12 protein-coding genes and 3 pseudogenes are annotated in these 16,652 nt (G+C 67.0%); 7 read left to right on the top strand and 8 right to left on the bottom strand.

Going from position 1 to position 16,652, the window contains the following annotated elements:
* Window positions 1-241: 241 nt before the first annotated feature.
* Window positions 242-2,623 (bottom strand): FG-GAP-like repeat-containing protein, encoded by a 2,382-nt coding sequence (locus tag QIY60_RS12015; RefSeq protein WP_283142407.1) that lies wholly within the window; start codon window positions 2,621-2,623, stop codon window positions 242-244.
* A 1,040-nt stretch (window positions 2,624-3,663) separates the two neighbouring features.
* Here QIY60_RS12015 and QIY60_RS12010 point away from each other — a divergent pair.
* The gene (locus tag QIY60_RS12010; protein ID WP_283142406.1) at window positions 3,664-3,978 is read left to right on the top strand and encodes a hypothetical protein; all 315 of its coding nucleotides are present in this window, start codon (window positions 3,664-3,666) and stop codon (window positions 3,976-3,978) included.
* Between the two features lie 203 nt (window positions 3,979-4,181).
* Here the strand turns inward: QIY60_RS12010 and QIY60_RS12005 are convergent, their stop codons facing one another.
* Window positions 4,182-5,516 carry a tetratricopeptide repeat protein gene (locus tag QIY60_RS12005; RefSeq protein WP_283142405.1) on the bottom strand — a complete coding sequence of 445 codons (1,335 nt, stop codon included), beginning with the start codon at window positions 5,514-5,516 and terminating at the stop codon, window positions 4,182-4,184.
* Window positions 5,517-5,650: 134 nt separating this feature from the next.
* On the opposite strand from QIY60_RS12005, the gene QIY60_RS12000 reads away from it, so the two are divergent.
* The 3 genes from QIY60_RS12000 to QIY60_RS11990 all read left to right on the top strand — a co-directional run bounded on the left by QIY60_RS12000 (window position 5,651) and on the right by QIY60_RS11990 (window position 8,945).
* A complete protein-coding gene (locus tag QIY60_RS12000; protein WP_283142404.1) occupies window positions 5,651-6,436 on the top strand; it encodes a hypothetical protein in 786 nt (261 codons plus the stop codon).
* A 289-nt stretch (window positions 6,437-6,725) separates the two neighbouring features.
* The gene (locus tag QIY60_RS11995; RefSeq protein WP_283142403.1) at window positions 6,726-8,198 is read left to right on the top strand and encodes an asparagine synthase; all 1,473 of its coding nucleotides are present in this window, start codon (window positions 6,726-6,728) and stop codon (window positions 8,196-8,198) included.
* 27 nt (window positions 8,199-8,225) lie between these two features.
* Window positions 8,226-8,945 carry a class I SAM-dependent methyltransferase gene (locus tag QIY60_RS11990; protein ID WP_283142402.1) on the top strand — a complete coding sequence of 240 codons (720 nt, stop codon included), beginning with the start codon at window positions 8,226-8,228 and terminating at the stop codon, window positions 8,943-8,945.
* Between the two features lie 1,191 nt (window positions 8,946-10,136).
* On the opposite strand, the gene QIY60_RS11985 is transcribed toward QIY60_RS11990, so the two are convergent.
* Window positions 10,137-10,673, bottom strand: coding sequence for a hypothetical protein (locus tag QIY60_RS11985; protein WP_283142401.1), 537 nt, complete (start codon window positions 10,671-10,673; stop codon window positions 10,137-10,139).
* 382 nt (window positions 10,674-11,055) lie between these two features.
* Between QIY60_RS11985 and QIY60_RS11980 the strand changes: the two are divergent.
* A pseudogene (locus tag QIY60_RS11980) lies at window positions 11,056-11,169 on the top strand (NUDIX hydrolase); the annotation flags it as partial.
* A 630-nt stretch (window positions 11,170-11,799) separates the two neighbouring features.
* Here the strand turns inward: QIY60_RS11980 and QIY60_RS11975 are convergent.
* From QIY60_RS11975 to QIY60_RS11960, 4 genes and pseudogenes are all read right to left on the bottom strand, one after another.
* On the bottom strand, window positions 11,800-12,030 hold the full coding sequence (locus QIY60_RS11975) for a hypothetical protein (RefSeq protein ID WP_283142400.1): 231 nt from the start codon (window positions 12,028-12,030) through the stop codon (window positions 11,800-11,802).
* A gap of 122 nt (window positions 12,031-12,152) precedes the next feature.
* The gene (locus tag QIY60_RS11970) at window positions 12,153-12,608 is read right to left on the bottom strand and encodes a hypothetical protein (protein WP_283142399.1); all 456 of its coding nucleotides are present in this window, start codon (window positions 12,606-12,608) and stop codon (window positions 12,153-12,155) included.
* Window positions 12,609-12,864: 256 nt separating this feature from the next.
* Window positions 12,865-13,869 (bottom strand): annotated as a pseudogene (locus tag QIY60_RS11965) (site-specific integrase); the annotation flags it as partial.
* Window positions 13,870-13,951: 82 nt separating this feature from the next.
* On the bottom strand, window positions 13,952-14,179 hold the full coding sequence (locus QIY60_RS11960; RefSeq protein ID WP_283142398.1) for a hypothetical protein: 228 nt from the start codon (window positions 14,177-14,179) through the stop codon (window positions 13,952-13,954).
* Between the two features lie 7 nt (window positions 14,180-14,186).
* On the opposite strand from QIY60_RS11960, the gene QIY60_RS11955 reads away from it, so the two are divergent.
* Together QIY60_RS11955 and QIY60_RS11950 are read left to right on the top strand one after the other, a co-directional pair.
* Window positions 14,187-15,263 carry an IS256 family transposase gene (locus tag QIY60_RS11955; RefSeq protein WP_283142397.1) on the top strand — a complete coding sequence of 359 codons (1,077 nt, stop codon included), beginning with the start codon at window positions 14,187-14,189 and terminating at the stop codon, window positions 15,261-15,263.
* Window positions 15,264-15,512: 249 nt separating this feature from the next.
* Window positions 15,513-16,268 carry a hypothetical protein gene (locus tag QIY60_RS11950; RefSeq protein WP_283146148.1) on the top strand — a complete coding sequence of 252 codons (756 nt, stop codon included), beginning with the start codon at window positions 15,513-15,515 and terminating at the stop codon, window positions 16,266-16,268.
* A 101-nt stretch (window positions 16,269-16,369) separates the two neighbouring features.
* Here QIY60_RS11950 and QIY60_RS11945 read toward each other — a convergent pair.
* A pseudogene (locus tag QIY60_RS11945) lies at window positions 16,370-16,583 on the bottom strand (site-specific integrase); the annotation flags it as partial.
* Window positions 16,584-16,652: the final 69 nt, after the last annotated feature.

Genomic DNA, 16,652 nt, shown 5'->3' with positions numbered 1-16,652 from the left:
GGCACCACCCCCGCCGCCGTCACCAATACCGCTACGACGACCGCGCTCTGTACCAGCACGTGACGTCTCAAGTTGTCCCTCCCGTAAGCCAAAACAGGCATGACGGGACGCGGCGGCACCAAGCAGTCGCCGTGTGAAGTGAAAGTGGCCCCCCAGCCGATCCCCCCATGCAGATGGCCCGACTGTAACAGCGCGGGCCCGTCCATGATCGGACGGGCCCGCACCGCTCAAACGTCGCGAATCAGAACAGGTACTTGTACATCTGCCAGCCGCCGCCGATCCGCTGGCGTCCGGCGAAGTTGCCCTTGCCGTCGCCCGCGTAGGACCACAGGACGCCGTCCGTGCCCCGGGCGAGGAGGTCCGGCTTGCCGTCGGTGTTCAGGTCGCCCGCGCCGACGAGGGTGTTGTATATCTGCCAGCCGCCGCCGACCTTGATCCGGTTGCCCAGCGTGCCCTTGCCGGTGCCGGGGTAGAGCCACAGCGTTCCGGCGGTGTCGCGGGCCAGCAGGTCGGCCTTGCCGTCGCCGTTCAGGTCGGTCGCGCCGGATGTGAGGAGGTAGTTCTTCCAGCCTCGGCCGATCTTGATGCGGCTGCTGAAACTCGCCCCACCGTGGGTTTCGTACAGATACAGGTCGCCTGTCTTGGCCTCACGTGCGAGCAGGTCCGTGCGGCCGTCGCCGGTCAGGTCGCCGGGGGAGGTGAGCGTGTCGTAGATGTTCCAGCCGCCGCCGACCCGCGTGTACCAGGTGGAAGGGGTCAGGGCTTTGCCGCAGTCGGTCTGGTACGCGCGCAGGTCACCGCTGTTGACACGTACCAGCACGTCGTTGCAGCGGTCTGAGTCGATGTCCGTGAACGGGACAGCAGCCGTGACGGTGTTGGCGCCGGCCCAGCCGTTCGCCGTGACCTTGGCATCTACGTCGCCTCGGCCCGTGCCCGCCCGGAAGTCCGCGACTCCTGTGGGGGTGAAGGCCAGCAGGTCGCCGACGCCGTCGAGACGGCCGTTGGGGCCGACGTGGTCGCGCGCGACGGGCAGGGCCCCGGCCAGCGCGGCGGTCCCACTCCGCGTCAGCGCGTCGCCCTGGCCGTCGGCGGGCGATGCGGTGAGGGTCCAGTTGTAGGCGCCGTTGGAGAGGGTCCGGCGGTTCTCGTCGCTGCCGTTCCAGACGGCCTTGATCAGGCCCCGAGTCTCGCCGCCCGTGAAGGTGCGTACCGTCGCGCCTGTCACCTTGTCCTTGATCGTGAGCTGCCAGGAGGCGGCGGGCTTGGAGAGCCACCAGCGCGCTGACCAGGGCGACCCGCTGAGGGCGCTCGCCGCGGCCGGGGTGTCCGAGTCGATGGCGGTCAGTGGCGCGGTGGGGATGCGCGAAGGGATGACATGGAGGGTGTTCTGCCGGTCGGCGTGGATCAGATGCCCGCCGAACCGGTCGACGGTCCACGACTCTCCCGCGACACCGGGAGCGGCCTCGCCGACCTCGCGCGTCTCGGTGGTGCCCCGTACGTCGACGAGGCTGAGCCTGGAGCCGTTGGCTTGGACGAGATAGCCATCCCCCAGCCGGTTGCCGCGCTCGCCCAGTGCGTTGTGGGGAACCGGGCGGTTCGTCTTGGAGGACCCCGCCGTGTCGTAGACCCCGGCCGCGTCCGGGTCTTCCCAGAACAGGCGACTGCCGACGGCCTGGAGGTCGGTCAGATCGCCCTTGGCGAGATGGACGGTGTTCACCGTCTTGCCCGTGCGGACGTCGACGGCCTCGACGGTTCCGGTCTCCTTCGTCTCCAGCCAGAGCGTGCTGCCCCACAGCGCCAGCTCGCCCCGCTCGGGGGCGTTCCTGCTGAGCACCACTGTGTCGGTGTCGAGATCGGCGACTTGGAGCTTGCGCTGGCTGTCCGGGCTGTTCGCCGGGCGGGTGTAGTAGGCGGCGTACCGGCCGGACACGCGCAAGGAACTGCCGTCGCCTTCGATCGGCAGCAGGGTGTCACGGCCTGGCAGCTTCTTGCCCGGGTCGAGCACACGCAGGCTGTTGGACTGGTTCTGGTACCGCCAGAGACTGTGGACGACGCGGCCGTCACCGGTCGCCAGCAGCTCGGGGCAGTCGAAGAGGCCGTGGCAGGTCCCGGTGCCGTATCCGCCGCGTTCCGTGCGGCCGCTCGCGGTCAGCGGAGGCCGGGTGGACAGGCTGGTGTCCCGCAGTTGCTCGGCTCCACCGACCTCGGTGTCGTATGAGCTGAGCTGCCCCTGGGCGGCCGTCACCCGCAGCGGTTGGGCGGCGAGCGGGGTGATCTCACCCAAGCGCCGTACCTCGGGGGCGCCTTCGACTGTTTGGACGGAGTACACCCGCCGGGCCAGACCCTCTCCGGCGCCGATGACGAGCACGCGTCCGTCTGTACCAGTCACGGCGGTGTCGGCGGTTTTGTCGAGCAGGCGGCGGCGGGTGCCGTCTGTCGTGGAGACGGCCCACACCTCGTGGGACAGGGAACTGCTGCCTGCCGGTTCCGCGATGAGCAGATCGTCGCCGGTCATCCCCAGCAGAGTGGCCGAGGCGCTGTAGGGGAGGGCGATTTCGCGCGCGGGGGCGGAAAGATCGGCGAGGTTCATGATCACTACCCGCCCGTCCGCCGTCCACAGCACGGACCGTTCACCACTGAGTACATGATGGAGCGGGCCAGTGGGATAGGTCTTCCACGGTATGGGACGGGCCGTCCCGGAGGAGTCCACCCATGCCGCATGCTGGATACCGTTGTCCCGGTATCCGATCATCAGTCCGAAACCGTTGCTGTTCCCCCGTGGGTTCGTCAGAGTCGCCCCAGTCGGCAGGCCACTCACGGGCCTGTCCACCGTCTGTCCGTCCTCCACGGTAAGGACGTGCAGGCCCAACCCCTCCTCCCGGCTGTTTTGGGTGAACACTGCGTTGCCGACGACGGCCGCGAATCGCTGGCCGTCTGGCATCCGCAGCGTCTGCTCGACGCCCGTGACCATGTTCCGTAGCCGAACGTCGCTTGCCGGGTTGTACCGCCCTTGGAACGCCACTACGTCGCGGCCTGTCCCGATGATCCGCTCACGGTCGCCCCGGACGAGCGGGGTGGCGGAGTCGCCCGCGTACGAGTACCAGCCGTAGCCCGCAAAGTCGGACCCCCGCAGATAGCCGTGCGATCCGGCTGAGACGAGGATGCTGTACCCGTCCTCGTACGGTACGCCCGCGATACTCAATTCCCCCGGCGCGTCGGAAGCCGCAGCCGCGACCCCAACCGTTCCCGCCGACGCGGGCAGAGCCCCGCATGCCATCCCCACCGCTGCGGCGATCGCCACCGCGGCACGCGTCACTGTGTGACGTCTCAAAACGAGATCCTCCCCAAGAAGCGTCGGCACGGCCTCGGCGCGCCGACGAGTGCAGATGAAGCTGCCCGTGCGATCGCGCCCGCCTTGAAGTGGCGGCGGCCCCCCAGCCATGCCGATATGACGATCTCGGGACTTTAACAGCCGGGTTCCGCGGCCCCGGTGAGAGCGGGGAGCCGCCGTCGGGGCCACGGGTCCAGCGGAGGGTCAAGCGATGTGGTTGCCTAGTGCTCTGACCGCATAGGTGCACCGGATTGGGGCTCGCGGGGGTGCCTCTGGGTGTGCCGCGACATCCGGTCCAATGACGCAGGCGCGTGCCTGGCAGGATCTCCTGCATGCTCAAAGAGAAGCTTGACGAGCTTGCGCAGTTGATGGCCGACCACATGGCCAGGCCGTTCCCGCCCGGCTACAGGGGCCTGGATGTCGAGGGCCGGGACATGGTGTTGCTCGACGCGGATGCCTATGGCTATGCCGCAGGCGTCCGTGAAGGTCGGCTCAGCGAACAGCACCGGGCAGGCTTGATGCGACTGACGTCGGCGTTCGCGAAGATCCTCCCGGCGATCGACGACGATTACGCGGCCGGGTACTACACGCACGTGCGCGACATGGCTGTGCTGGCCGCTGAAATCGAGAGCCTGCGCGAGAAGTAGTCCTCCGCCCAGGAACATTCGGGCGCGCTCCTTGCCGGAGGCAGTCTGACCAAGCCGGTGAACCTATGCGGTCACAGCACTAGGGGATGCGCTGAGCGGTGCGGGGGACGCCCAGGCCCCTGATGACACCGAGCGGCACAATAACTGTCCCAAGAGGAAACTGCCCATCTGCGGCACGGGAAGATGCGGCGAGGTGGCGCGGGCTATCCGGGCAGGAGGCGTTCAGGTGTGACGATTCGTGCCTGTTCGTACAGGGCGCGGGCAGTCTGGTTTTTGAGGTACGGGCGGATGCGCGCGTGCATGGTGGTCATGCGCTCGTCGCATTGCCCGGATTCCACGTGCGGATAGATTTCGACGACCTTTCCCCAGGTGCCGCACGCCGCTTCGAGGTGGCCGAGTTCGAGTTGCCGCTCGGCGAGCATGGAGAGGTATCGCACGCGGTTGCGTCGGAATGAGTGATGCCGAAGGTTGTCCGACTGCTGTAGCGACTCGATCGACCCCTTGACGTCGCCCAGCTCGTAGCGGACCTGTCCGACGTGATACAGCAGGGACGAAGGGTTGTACGAGGCGAACGTCGTCGCTCGGGACTCGGCCTTGTCCATGGCCGCTTCGGCTTCCCGCAGATACCTCAACGCGCTGTGTCGGTCGTCGATCTGCGCGGCGGCGTGCGCTTGCTGTCCAGCGAGGAACGCCCGCATTCGGGGGCCTGCTTCAGGGGAGGCCGCTGCCGCCGAGTCGGCGAGCCGCATTGCTGTTTGCCCGTGTCCGAGGTCAACGGCCTGCACGCTCATGCCACGAAGCGTGGTGCAGTAGGTGAGGTGGTCCTTCGCGGCGCCGGCGAGTTCCAGCGCCTTAAGGTAGTACTTCTGTGCGAGGCCGTGCAGCCCTTCGTCGACGGCCATGTACCCGGTGAGGTAGCACAGGTCGGACGCGGCGGATCTCATCGCGTTCCGTACGTGCTCGGGTCCGTCGGCCAGGAGCGCGGGCGCGACCGTGTTGACGAGGAACGCGGCGGCCATGGGGCGCGCGTAGCGTCCGCCGAACTCGTCGTCCAGATCGGAGACGCGCTCGGTCATGGCGATGACCATGTCGACGTCGCTCATGCCGATGCGCTGGGCTCGGCCGGTCTGGACCGCCTCGGCACGGCCGACCACGTCCGGCCAGCCGGGGATGGTGAGGGCGACGGAGAAGAGGCTGGCCCCGAGAACACTCCGCCGGGACGGGTCCATGTCCTGCCTCCCTAAGTCGATCAGCCCTTCCACCGTATCCGGCGGGTCCTGCGCGTGATCGACCGAAATTGGGAAGCCCGCCTCGGCGTGGGTTACGGGGCGTCGTAATCGGCGCGTAAACGCCTCGACGACAAATCGGCGTACTGCGGGGCTGCGGGGAAGCGTTCCCCCCAGCCAGTGGTGGACCGCGGAACCGTTGTACTTGAGCGGGGTGCCGTTCTCTCCGCCGATCAGGTTCACGGCCCGCGCGCACTGGCTCAGCGTCCAGCCGCTCTCCGTGAAGAGGCGCTGTAAGGGCTCGTTCGGCATGCTCGCTCAACTCCCCGCGCCCGCAGGCGCTTTAAACGCTCTAAAGCCGCCGCTCTGCCGCAACGGTACCGCCGCCCGTAGCCGTGCGGTTGCGTAGAGGCAGGAGAGATCGCCAGGGGACGGAGTCGCGAGCCGTGAACGGAAGCAGCGTCACTCACCGGACACCCACCGAGCAGGAAGGCGGCTCGCAGGTCATGGCCAGGGCCTACTGGGCCGAGGTGTTCGCCGAGGGACCTGCCAACGGTGAAACGGTCCGGGTCCTTCTTGGCACCTTCCAGACGCCCTATCGCGGACGCGTCCTGCGATGGCTGCGAGGGCAAGCCCGCCGGATCGCCGACGGGCTCGACCCCAACCCCCGGGCGCCCTGGATCGACGGCCGTGAGCTGGTCCCGGTGTGCCGCGAAGTGCACGACGTGCCGGAGGAGTTACGGCGCTGGTGTGACGACGACGGGGCGCGCCAGGCCGCGTATGACGATCTCGGCAACGGAGACCCGTTCACCCTCACCGCGTCGGACGACACGGCCCAGTATTTCCTGGCCTTGGTCCCGGTGAACGTGCCCTCGACCCGCTCGGGCGGGATCACCTGGGCGGAGGCCAAGAACCACAGGAAGCCCCGCGCGTCGCATTGGCTCGGCCGGTCCTGGCGAGCGGGGCAGACAGCGACCCGGACCCATGGCCTTCCCGCCGCTGGACGGGCTGGCGAGGGCGACCGACCCCCCGTCCGGCGGCGGGACTCCACGCCGCTACCACCGAGGTTCACGGAGGGACGAAACGTGCCCACTGACCAGTGCACACCGCCAGAGCCCGAGTCGGCCGAGGCCGAGCACCAAACGGCCCAGGAGCCTGACCCGACCGCCGAGGTCTGGGGTGTGCCGCACGAGGGTGCCGCGCTGCCGCCGAGGCAGGGCCACCACCGATAGCCCCCGCCCGGCCGGCCTGGGGAGGCACAACGGCCGGGACGGGTCCACTCTCCGCGTGATCGACGCGGAGTCCGCTCATCACTGTAAGCAGGGAGGAGGTAAGGCCATGAACGTTGACGAGCTGTTCACCGGCGAACTGATCACCGGTGTCCCGAGCATGAGCGCGGCGCTGCTCGACAAGATGCCGGGCGGTGGCGACGACAACGGCGACCACTGCAAGTGATCCATACCTAGCGCGGGGCGGGGCTGAACGGGCCTCGCCCCGTCGCGTCAACGAGGAGGTAACCACGTGCTCTCACTGCGTCTGAGACTCGCTGATCTGGCGGCACCCGACTGGCAATGGAAACTTGATCGATGGATCACCGGGGTGAGCTGGATCAAGCCCGTGGCCACGAAGGCGCTCGCCTTGAAGATCGTCGCCAATGGCGCTCGCCACGTCACCGTCGTGGTTCGGGAACGAAGGGAAGGCGAGGCTGAGTTCACTGCGCTGGACATGCGGCCGGGGCGTGTCCATCTCACTGCGGGCGCGTTCGGTACGGCCCCGCTGTATCTCGTGGCGACCGGGGATGACTTGCGCGGCGAATGGGACCTCGCCGAGCTGCGCCCTCGGCTGCGGACCGATCGGCTCGTCCCGCGTGTGATGGCCCGGACCCTGAGCCGACGGCATCGTTACACCATGGACACCCTCTTCGAGGGTGTGTACCGGCTGACCGAGCGCGCTACGGCCGTCTTCACGGCGGCGGGGCTCACCGTGACCTATCCCGAGCCCGCCGAGCACGTGCTGGAGCCCCGCGCGCTCCGGGCCGGCGTGGACCCACTGACCGCGCTGGACTCACTGCTGTCCGAGGTGGTCGACGTGGCGCCGTCACCTTCGGGGCAGGTAAGTCTCGAACTCTCGGGTGGGGCCGACTCGGGCAATGTCGCCGTGTCGGTCTCCGCAGCCGGGTACGAGGTGATCCACAGCTTCGGGTTGTTGCTCAGCGGGCCTCTCGGCGCCCAACAGCGAGAGCGGCGCAGAGTGCTTGCTGATCAGTTCGGCTTCCGGGATACGGCCGTTCCCGCGATGCAGCATCCACCGTTCGTCACCGGCGGCGTGCGTGCCCGGGGAGTGCCGCACGACCCGGCGGGCGAGTTCTATCAAGAGGCGTTCGACGTACTTCGCGAGCAGGCAGCCGCCCGGGGCTGCGAGGTGATCTTCACGGGCCACGGCGGAGACGAGATCAACGCCCACCATTCGAGGACAGGCACAAGACTGCCCCCGCCGGAACCAGTGCCCTGGCTCGGCCCGGCGGCGGCTGAAGCCCTTGCCGAAGTGGACGAGCACCTCGCACCCATTCCCGTCCTTCCCGTACCGACCCTCATGGCGTTCGGGCGTCACAACCCGGGATACCTACGATCCGGAGTCTGGCCCGTCGCCCCGCTCGCACACCCCCGGGTCGTGCGGTTCATGGAACAGCTACCCCACGAACACAAGCGGGGGAAAGCCCTGTTCCGTGATCGGTTACGACGGGCGGGGCTGCCCGAATCGGTCGCCGAGCCAGCCGAGCCCGAGCACTTCCTTCCGCTGATGGACGCGGGGCTACGCACATACGGACTCTGCGCTCTCGATCGGATGTTGCGGGAATCGCTGCTCGTCGATCTCGGTTACGTTGACCATAAGGCGCTCGCTCTCGCCCGTGAGCACGCCGAGCATGCCCCCGTGGTGCCCGATCTGCTGTGCGACACGATCGCCCTGGAAATCGGGCTGCGGGCCCTCTCATGATCAGCCCCGACGCAGAGACCGAGCGACATGGACGCCACGAACGTCTTCTACCGGGACCCGGTGCTGTACGACGCGGTCCAGGCGGACAGCACCAGCGCCGAGACGTGCCAAGCCCTCGTCGAGCAGCATCGGCCGGACGCCGCCACGCTGATCGACTTCGGATGTGGGACCGGACGAGACCTGGAGATCCTGGCCAAGCGGTTCACCTGCGTCGGCGTGGATCTGCAAGCGGGCATGGTCGCGCACGCACGCCGAGCCCGCCCCGCCTTGGACATCCGAACCGGCGACATGCGGTCGTACCGGCTCGGACGACGCCTGGACGCCGTGACGTGCCTCGGCAACTCGCTGGCCTACGTGCACGACAACGAAGCGATCCGGGACGTGTTCGCCACATTCGCCGCGCACGCCAGCCCCGGCGCGGTCCTGGTGCTCTGCTCGCCCGTGTCGCCGATCATCCGGGCAGAGCCACAAACCGCCTCCGTCGCGCCGACACCGAGCACGCAAGCCATGGTCACCATTCGCTACGAGTGGGATCTACGGACGCAGATCAACACCATGCACCGGCATTGGGTGTTCGACTCGGGCACCGAAGCGCGGGACGTGATTCGGCGCCGGGTCCTGTTCCCGCGCGAACTGGAGCACTACGCGGCGGACGCGGGGTTCAAGTTGGTCGACATGGTGAACGAATCCCGGAACGGGACGCTCACCGGCCCGACCGCGTACACGGTGGCCCGGTACTACCCCTGACCCCGGCACGCCATTCGACGCCCTCGCCCTCAGAGGCCGGTTACTCCGGTGAACACTGCGTCGCCTCGGAGGCGCGGGCATGACTGCCGACGGACTGTTCCCGTCCCTCCCGCCTGTACGGGAGGCCGTCTGCATCCGCTGTTACCGAAGCACCACCGCCCCCATTCCCGTCCGCTGGATCGAGAGCAACAGTGGCCCTGGAACGACTCTGTACGCCTGTCCCGACTGCGCGCCCATACTCGGCGCAGGCCCGACCCCCGAGGACGCACGTAGTCCCATGGCCCTCGGAAGGCGCAGATCGCCCCGGGCAAATCACGGCTCACCCTAGGCCGATTGAGTGGCACCCGCAGCTGTCTCTCATCAGACCTCACACGGACGCGGCACGCCGACTGCAGAGCCTGGCGTGCCGCGTATGGCCCAGTGAGCTAGAGATCATTAATAGCTGGGGTTACGGAGGTTCGATGACCCTGAGGTGCCCGTACTACTGCGGGGGAACGACGGACGGTGACATCGTGGTGAGCCACACAAGCGGTCAGCTCTGACGCGCAACAGGGGGTGGGGCAGCACATGTGGGATGCACTGCTCGGAGCTGAGGTCGATGGATCTCGGATCTGCCCGTGCTGTGGAGGTGAGAACGAGCGGAAGTTCGCGCCACAGAGGGAGGGGAACCCGTACTTCTACTGGTGTGACAGTGCGAAGTGCCGAGCGGATCAGGAGTTCATCCGAAAGCGGGCAGCCCTGCATGGGATGACGCTTGAACGGTATGGCGAGATTCTTGAGCGGCAAGGCCGACGGTGTCCAATCTGTGCTAATCACCTGGGGAAGTTCAACAGGGACACCGTGATCGATCATGATCACGAACACTGCAACAGACCGTACTCATGCGGGGAGTGTGTCCGGGGGATCTTGCATCGAAGCTGCAACTCCCTGATCAGCAAGCTGGAGCGAGACCCGGGCATGTTCGACCGGATACGTGAGTACTTAGCCCCCTGAATAGGACCCTGCTGAGGATGCCCTGGGAGATCGACGCGGAGGCCGTGGAGCGCGTCGTGGACTCCGCATCGGGTACCTGACGCTGACTCCATGAGGGGCCATGATCTGCCAGCGGTTGATTTCCCACGTGAGGCCGATGAGGCGAGGAGGCACCTGGAGCCACGAGCGTAATTCGGGGCCGTCGGTTGCGCCCGTTACCTAGATGTCGTCGGCGGCTGTTGTCCTGAGAAAACGCTCAACTTCATTGGCTACACCTGGTTCTGCAGTCGAGGCGCGGGGCCCTAGGCGCGTTGAGCCCTCGTGAACTCCGAGCCCACCCACCCATACGTATCCGAACGATGACTCGCCGTCGATATGTGGACTGACTTGGATATCCATCTGCTTGAGCTTCATGGCGGGCGCCGCAGCGTAGAGGGTGGCTGTCACCCGTCGCTGGGGGTAGAGGTTGAACTCTCGGATGCGGTCGGCGTCGCTCTCGTCGACGAAGGCACTATGGCCATCCCGACCCACGCGAACGTCGTAGTGGTACGGATGTGAGCTCAAATTGATCGTGAAGTACTCGGAACCGCGATTCTCGAACGTCACCTGGAAGCTCACGTAGGTCAGGCCCTTGGCGGCCTGGTCACGGCCACGCTGTGGCACGGCCTTCTTGAGGCTGTGCACGCGCACGCGCAGGCCGGACAATTCTTCGGACTGGTACTCCTGCCAGTCCCCAACGACGTTCGGCACGTCCATGACTTCACCCCCTGCTTGGTCATGGAAGCCTAGAACGGGCAGGGGGAGCCAGAGAACCCGAGGCGAGCCCATGTGAGCCCGAATACCTGCGAATCGGGTGATATCGGGTGATATTGGGTGCCGGGTGGCACCTCCCCTGGCCAGCCATAACGGCATAGGCTGACATGAGGCGTTGGTCGACATCACTCGCCTCTCTTGCTGCCGACCACCCCCTCGGCTCCGTCCGTATCGTCCACCAACTTGATGCACTACAGGGCCAGTTGGCTCCTCGTCGGGATCACTTGTCGGTGCGGGAATCCTGGCGCGCCTCAACGACGTATGACGGGCCAGAATGCTGTTGCTCGCCGACATCGTCCCGCCGCCTAGGGAAGGGCACCGCACGATGAGGCCCACTCCCGCCGACCTCGAAGCCTGGAACGCCTACCTCGCCGAGGGCAACGCCACCCAGGCCCGCAAACGCGCCGCCGCTGACGTCGTCCCCTGCGACCCGGGCGGAAACACCCTCCACCTACAAAGCCGAGTTGGCCTTCGTTCCGTTCCATCAGGTCAGCGCCTGGCTGCGGGACCTGCTCAGCTGTAGGTTCGAAGCCGCGGCCTCCGTGCTGGCGGACGGACACCCGCGTTTCTGCATGACGGACAGCCGATCGGGCACCACCGGTAGCGACCTTCCTTCGGAGCTCACACGAACACGGCACGCCGACTACAGAGCCTGGCGTGCCGCGTCCGGTCGAGTGCGGCTTAGCCCGCGTAACTGCCCCAATGCAGAAACGGCCCGTGTGTGCAGGTCAGCGCCCTTGAAATGTGAGCCCGATGTGAGCCCGGATGCCTTCGGATCGGGTGTCATGAGCCGATCTTGGAGGTCAGGTGGCACCTCCTCTGACCAGCCGCAACGGCATAGGCTGGCATGGCGCGTTGATCGCCATCACTCGTCCTCCCCGTCTTTTAATCCGTTGGTTGTCGGTTCGAGTCCGACATGGCCTACCGGTCGCGGGAGGGGTCTTATGGCCTCTGACCTGCGGCGGAGCGCCCCGACCGGGTTCGACTGGTCGGGGCGCTCCGGCGTTTCGGGCGCTGTGCGGGGCCCGTGCGTGAGCGATGCGTGAGCGGACGTGCCGTCAGGGGCTGGTCAGGAGGCGGACCGGCGGTACATGGACGGATCTGTGAGCAGGGCCAGATGTTCGCGGGCCGCTCGGAGGCTCTGGAGGTGGCTGTTGAAGTCGGCGATGAGCTCGTCGACCTGCTCAAGGTTCAGCGAGGGCCATGAGCCGTCCCCGACGAACTCCATCTCGGGTACTGCATCCTCTGCCCAGCGGATGACCGTGAACTCCATGAGTGCATTGCCGTAGCTTCCGGTCATGGAGTGTGAGAGAGCACGGTGGAGACGGTCCTGAGAGGCGGCATCCTCCCCGCAGTCCCTGCCGGTGCACTGGTTGGCAAGAGCTTCGCAGTGGTCCGCATTCGGGGTCGGGAAAGGGCCCTTCACGATGCTGTCTCCGTCCACTCAGCATGGATCGTGACGAACCGGGCGTGGATTTCATCCAGGACGTCGCATTGTGCGCGGATCTTGGCAATGATCTCGGCGAACTCGTCGGGCGAGAGGTTCTCGATGACCTCGTCTTGGACGGGCTCAAGCACGAGGTGCGGCGCTCGCTCCTTCCGGTTGGTGCTGTAGGGACAGATCTCGACGCGGCCAGCCAGGACCGGGACGAGGGCGGACCCTTGCTCAGGGTCGAACAGAGGTAGCTCCGGCCCGTCGAAGTAAAAGCCGTGCGTCAAGTTGTCCACCGCGCCGGAGTCGTCATTGAAGTGGGTGTCGGTGCAGTACAGCGGGCAGGTCTCCGTGAGCTGGCCGCCTTTCGTAATCCTCCGGACCCAGGAGCGGGGTGGGGCGTCGCCGGAACTGGCTGTTGCCGGTGGAACGGGAGGGTTCGGCATGGGACGACTCCTCTGGTCTCTGGCAATGGGGCGGTGGCGGTGAGCCACCCCCGATGGGCCTCCGCCGTCCAGCCCATTTGCTGTCGCTGTGGCCAGCGCAGATCGGCAACGGCAGACCGGAGGCTTTTGGCCTAGGGGGCTGCCCTGCGGCGGGGGCGGCGATTCGGGTGCCGCCTAGGGCGACGATGCCGATCGGCTCTGCGACGAATTCATATTCGTCGCAGAGCCGACAGAGCGCACCCGGAGCGCGCCTTGATCAGGCTGAGGATGTGGACGGTCGGGCACGGGGAATCAGCTGTGCCGCCGCTTCGGCCGCAGCCTGGTCGACCTCGGGGAGCAAGCTCGTGTACGTGTCCGAGGTCAGCGTGATCGTGGAGTGCCGCAGCGTCTCCTTGATCGTGTGGAGGTCGCCGCCGCCTCCGTGCGTGAGCGTCGCGGCGACGTGTCGCAGGTCGCGGAGGGTGATCGGTGGCAGGTCCGTGGTGGCGAGGATGCGGCGGAAGGTCGCCGAGGCCGTCTCCGGGTGCAGCCACGAGCCGTCTTCCTGCGTGAAGACCTTGCCGGTCGCCTTCCAGGCGTCGCCCCACTTCTCGCGCTCTGCGTTCTGGCATTCTCGGTGCGCCCGCAGTACGGCGACGTTCAGGCTGTCGAGCGCGATGGTGCTCGCGCTGCCGTCCGTCTTGGGCGCCGATTCGTACGGGTCCCAGCCGTCGACGACCAGCTCCTTGGCCGGGGTGATCTGGCCGGCGTCGAGGTCGACGTCCGTCCACTCCTGGCCGACGCCCTCGCCACGCCGCAGCCCACGGGAGCCCATGAGGTGGAAGAGGGGGTACAGCCGGTCCCCTTCGGCCGCGTCGAGGAAGACGCCGAACTGGGCCGGGGTCCAGACCATGACGGCGGAGGGCTTCTCGCCGGTCTCCCGCCAGCGCGCCACCCGCTCCTCGGTCCACAGCAGAGGCTTGGGCCGCTTGCCCGACTCCAGCTCGACGTGGGAGGCGGGGTTGAAGGTGATGTACTGGCGGCTGATGGCGGCGTTCAGTGCCGCCCGGAGCGTGCGGCGGATGCTCTGTCGGGTCGCCGGGCCGGTCGGCCTGCGGAAAGGTTTCATCTCCGCGAGCGCGGCCCGCTCCTTCGCCAGCCGCTCGCGTTCGGACGTGACCGGACGTCCCGGCTTGCTCGGCTTGCACCGGGCGATCTGTGCGACCCGGGCCGCGTTCTCGGACGCGATCGCCTCGTTCTCGTCGGCGATCGCGTCGAACATCTACCAGGGGGACTGTCCTGAAGTTTGTGTTTGGCCTGGTGTGACCCGAGTTGGCATGAGATGAGGTCTCTGCCGGGAAGGATCACAGATGGGCAGCAAGAACGAGCAGGGCGGCCCCCGCGAGAGCGAGCGCCAGGTGCGGACGGGGGCCGAGTTGGCACGCATGGCCGAGCAGAGCCCTGGACTGGCCGAGGAGTTGGTGGAGCGAGCCCGCCGGGAAGGGCTCCAGCTGGTGGGCGAGGGTGGCCTGTTGACCGGGCTGGTGAAGCTGGTCCTGGAGGGTGCGCTGGAGGCCGAGCTGGCCGAACACCTGGGCTATGAGAGGGGTGACCGGGCCGATGCCCGGCGGCGGGAATGTCCGCAACGGCACCAGCCGCAAGACGGTTCTCTCGCAGGTCGGACCGGTCCAGATCGAGGTTCCCCGGGACCGGGCGGGCAGCTTCGCCCCGCAGATCATGCCCAAACACGCCCGCCGGGTGGAGGGTTTCACTGAGACGATCGTGTCCCTGTATGCGAAAGGGCTCACCACCGGCGAGATCCAGGCCCACCTCGCGGAGGTCTACGACGTGGAGGTCTCACGCGACCTGGTCTCCCGGGCCACCGCCCAGATCACCGCCGACATGACCGCCTGGCGCACCCGCCCGCTCGACCGCGTTTACGCGGTCCTGCTGATCGACTGCATCTACATCAAGATCCGCGACGGGGCGGTCGCCGACAAACCCGTCTACATCGCCGTCGGGATCAGCCTGGAGGGCGACCGCGACGTCCTGGGCATGTGGGTCGGCACCGGCGGCGAGGGTGCCAAGCAGTGGATGGCCTGGCTGACCGAACTCAAGAACCGCGGCGTGCAGGATGTGTTGATCGCCTGCTGCGACGGCCTGAAGGGTTTGCCCGATTCGATCAACGGCGTCTGGCCGCAGACCGACGTGCAGCTGTGCGTGGTCCACCTCGTCCGCACCAGCCTCAGATACGCGGCCAAGCAGCACTGGGGCACCATCGCCAAGCAGCTTCGGGAGGTCTATACCGCCAAGACCCCCGACGAGGCGGAGCAGCGGTTCGCGCTCTTCGAAGCCGAGTGGGGTGATAGATATCCGGCCGTGGTGGACACCTGGCGCCGGAGCTGGGAACACGTGATCGTCTTCCTGCGGTTCCCGGCCCCGATTCGCCGGACCGTCTACACGACCAACATGATCGAATCCCTCAACTCCCGCTTCCGCCAGGCCACCCGGCGCCGCGGGCACTTCCCCGACGACGACGCGGCCCTCAAGGTCCTCTACCTGGTCATCCGCAACCCGATCAAGAACCGGCCCAACATCACCGGCAAGACACCGGCCTGGAAACAGGCGATCAACAGCCTCGCCAGCTACTACGGCGACCGCATCACCGACCGCTAAACCACATCACCAGCACCAGGCCACCCACAAAGAATCAGACACTCCCCTGAGAGCGCGCCGGGGTGCGCCAGGCTTTTGCGGCCGCACAGCCGAAGATGCGGTCAGAACCGGTCGGGCAGCGAGCGTATCCGTTCTGATCTGGCTTGTCGTGCTGCAGAAAATCTCAAGCCGAGGCTCAGCTGGCAGGGGGACTCGCAGGATGAGAGCGAAATCTCTGACGACAAAGTCGTTCATGCACGGAGGGCAGCCGTGGCCAAACTGACCGAGGAACAGCGCCGGCAGCGCGCTGCTGCACGTGCCCGGCAGAAGGCTCTCGCTGCCGAGCAGGCAGACCGGCAGGACAACGAGCGGCGAGAACGGTGGGCGCGCGAAGGAATGCGCCTGACCTGGGAAGAGGTCTTGGCCGGAGAACCCTGTAGGGGCTGTGGAGAGCCGATGCACGACAGCTTGGGGGATTGGCCTCCACTGATGAAACTGTCCGAAGAACAGAGGCGGGAGCACGACGCCGCCGAAGCCCGCTTCAAGGAGAAACATCCGAACTGCAAGAGTTCGCGCTGGAGCTACAGCGGGTCTCGGGTCACGCACTGCTCTAGCTGCTGCCCGCCGCCCCCACTGAGTCCCCATACGCTCAGAAAGCTCGCGGACTTCTGCGCCACCTTGCCCTCGAAGGAGGAGCGCAAGAAGGATTTTGACACCTGGAATCTGACGCTGACGTGCGACCACGTTGCCCAGCACATCCAACACCGCGAACATGACCACGTCTCCACTCGCGTCGTGGACTGCCCGGAGTGCGGCGGCGAGCGCCGCGGTGTCGTGCAGAGTGTCCGCGTGGGCCCGGCCTACAGCGACGACGCCATACAGGCAGAACGTGCGGTGGCAGATGAAGAGCGCCTAGCGGGGGAGTTGGCTGCCGCGCAAGAGAAGCTACGGCGCGAAGAGCGCAAGGCGGAGTCGACACGACGCCGCATTGAGGAGATGCAGAAGCAGCTCAAGCCCGAATCCTGACCTCGTGTCGAGGGGCGGCATTGCGTGAGCGGAGGGGGCTGGAGACCTACTTTTCGGGGTTTCGCCGCTTGGCCTTCGAACTTGTCGACCTGGGGCGGGGCGCTCTGGTGAATGTCCCGTGTGATTCGGCTGTCGCTGTGCCCGAGGGTGGAACGATCTTTACGTCGAGACCGACGGCGAGCATGAGCGTGGCCGTTCCATCGCGTAGGTCGTGCAGCTGGATCGGCGGGAGGCTGCGATGAGCCACTCAAAGGGGTTGGTCACATCGTCGGGGTGGACCACGGGGCCGTCCTCCTGGATGAAGACCATGCCGGTCCCTTGATCCTTTATGCGGAATTGTAGGGTCCGCATCGTGAATGCTGTTCAGAATGCGACCGCTGGCTC

Origin of the sequence: Streptomyces sp. BPTC-684 (assembly GCF_030028635.1) — a bacterium.
In the GTDB taxonomy this organism is placed as follows: domain Bacteria; phylum Actinomycetota; class Actinomycetes; order Streptomycetales; family Streptomycetaceae; genus Streptomyces; species Streptomyces noboritoensis.
Note: the sequence above shows the minus strand (reverse complement) of the source record. Positions and strands in the feature narration are given on the sequence as shown.

What these genes read in the sequence shown, in the direction of transcription:
- QIY60_RS12010 (WP_283142406.1), top strand. Translation starts at nt 3,664, where the DNA reads ATGCTCAAAGAGAAGCTTGACGAGCTTGCGCAGTTGATGGCCGACCAC.
- QIY60_RS12005 (WP_283142405.1), bottom strand. Translation starts at nt 5,516, where the DNA reads ATGCCGAACGAGCCCTTACAGCGCCTCTTCACGGAGAGCGGCTGGACG.
- QIY60_RS11990 (WP_283142402.1), top strand. Translation starts at nt 8,226, where the DNA reads ATGGACGCCACGAACGTCTTCTACCGGGACCCGGTGCTGTACGACGCG.
- QIY60_RS11985 (WP_283142401.1), bottom strand. Translation starts at nt 10,673, where the DNA reads ATGGACGTGCCGAACGTCGTTGGGGACTGGCAGGAGTACCAGTCCGAA.
- QIY60_RS11975 (WP_283142400.1), bottom strand. Translation starts at nt 12,030, where the DNA reads ATGACCGGAAGCTACGGCAATGCACTCATGGAGTTCACGGTCATCCGC.
- QIY60_RS11970 (WP_283142399.1), bottom strand. Translation starts at nt 12,608, where the DNA reads ATGCCGAACCCTCCCGTTCCACCGGCAACAGCCAGTTCCGGCGACGCC.
- QIY60_RS11955 (WP_283142397.1), top strand. Translation starts at nt 14,187, where the DNA reads ATGAGAGGGGTGACCGGGCCGATGCCCGGCGGCGGGAATGTCCGCAAC.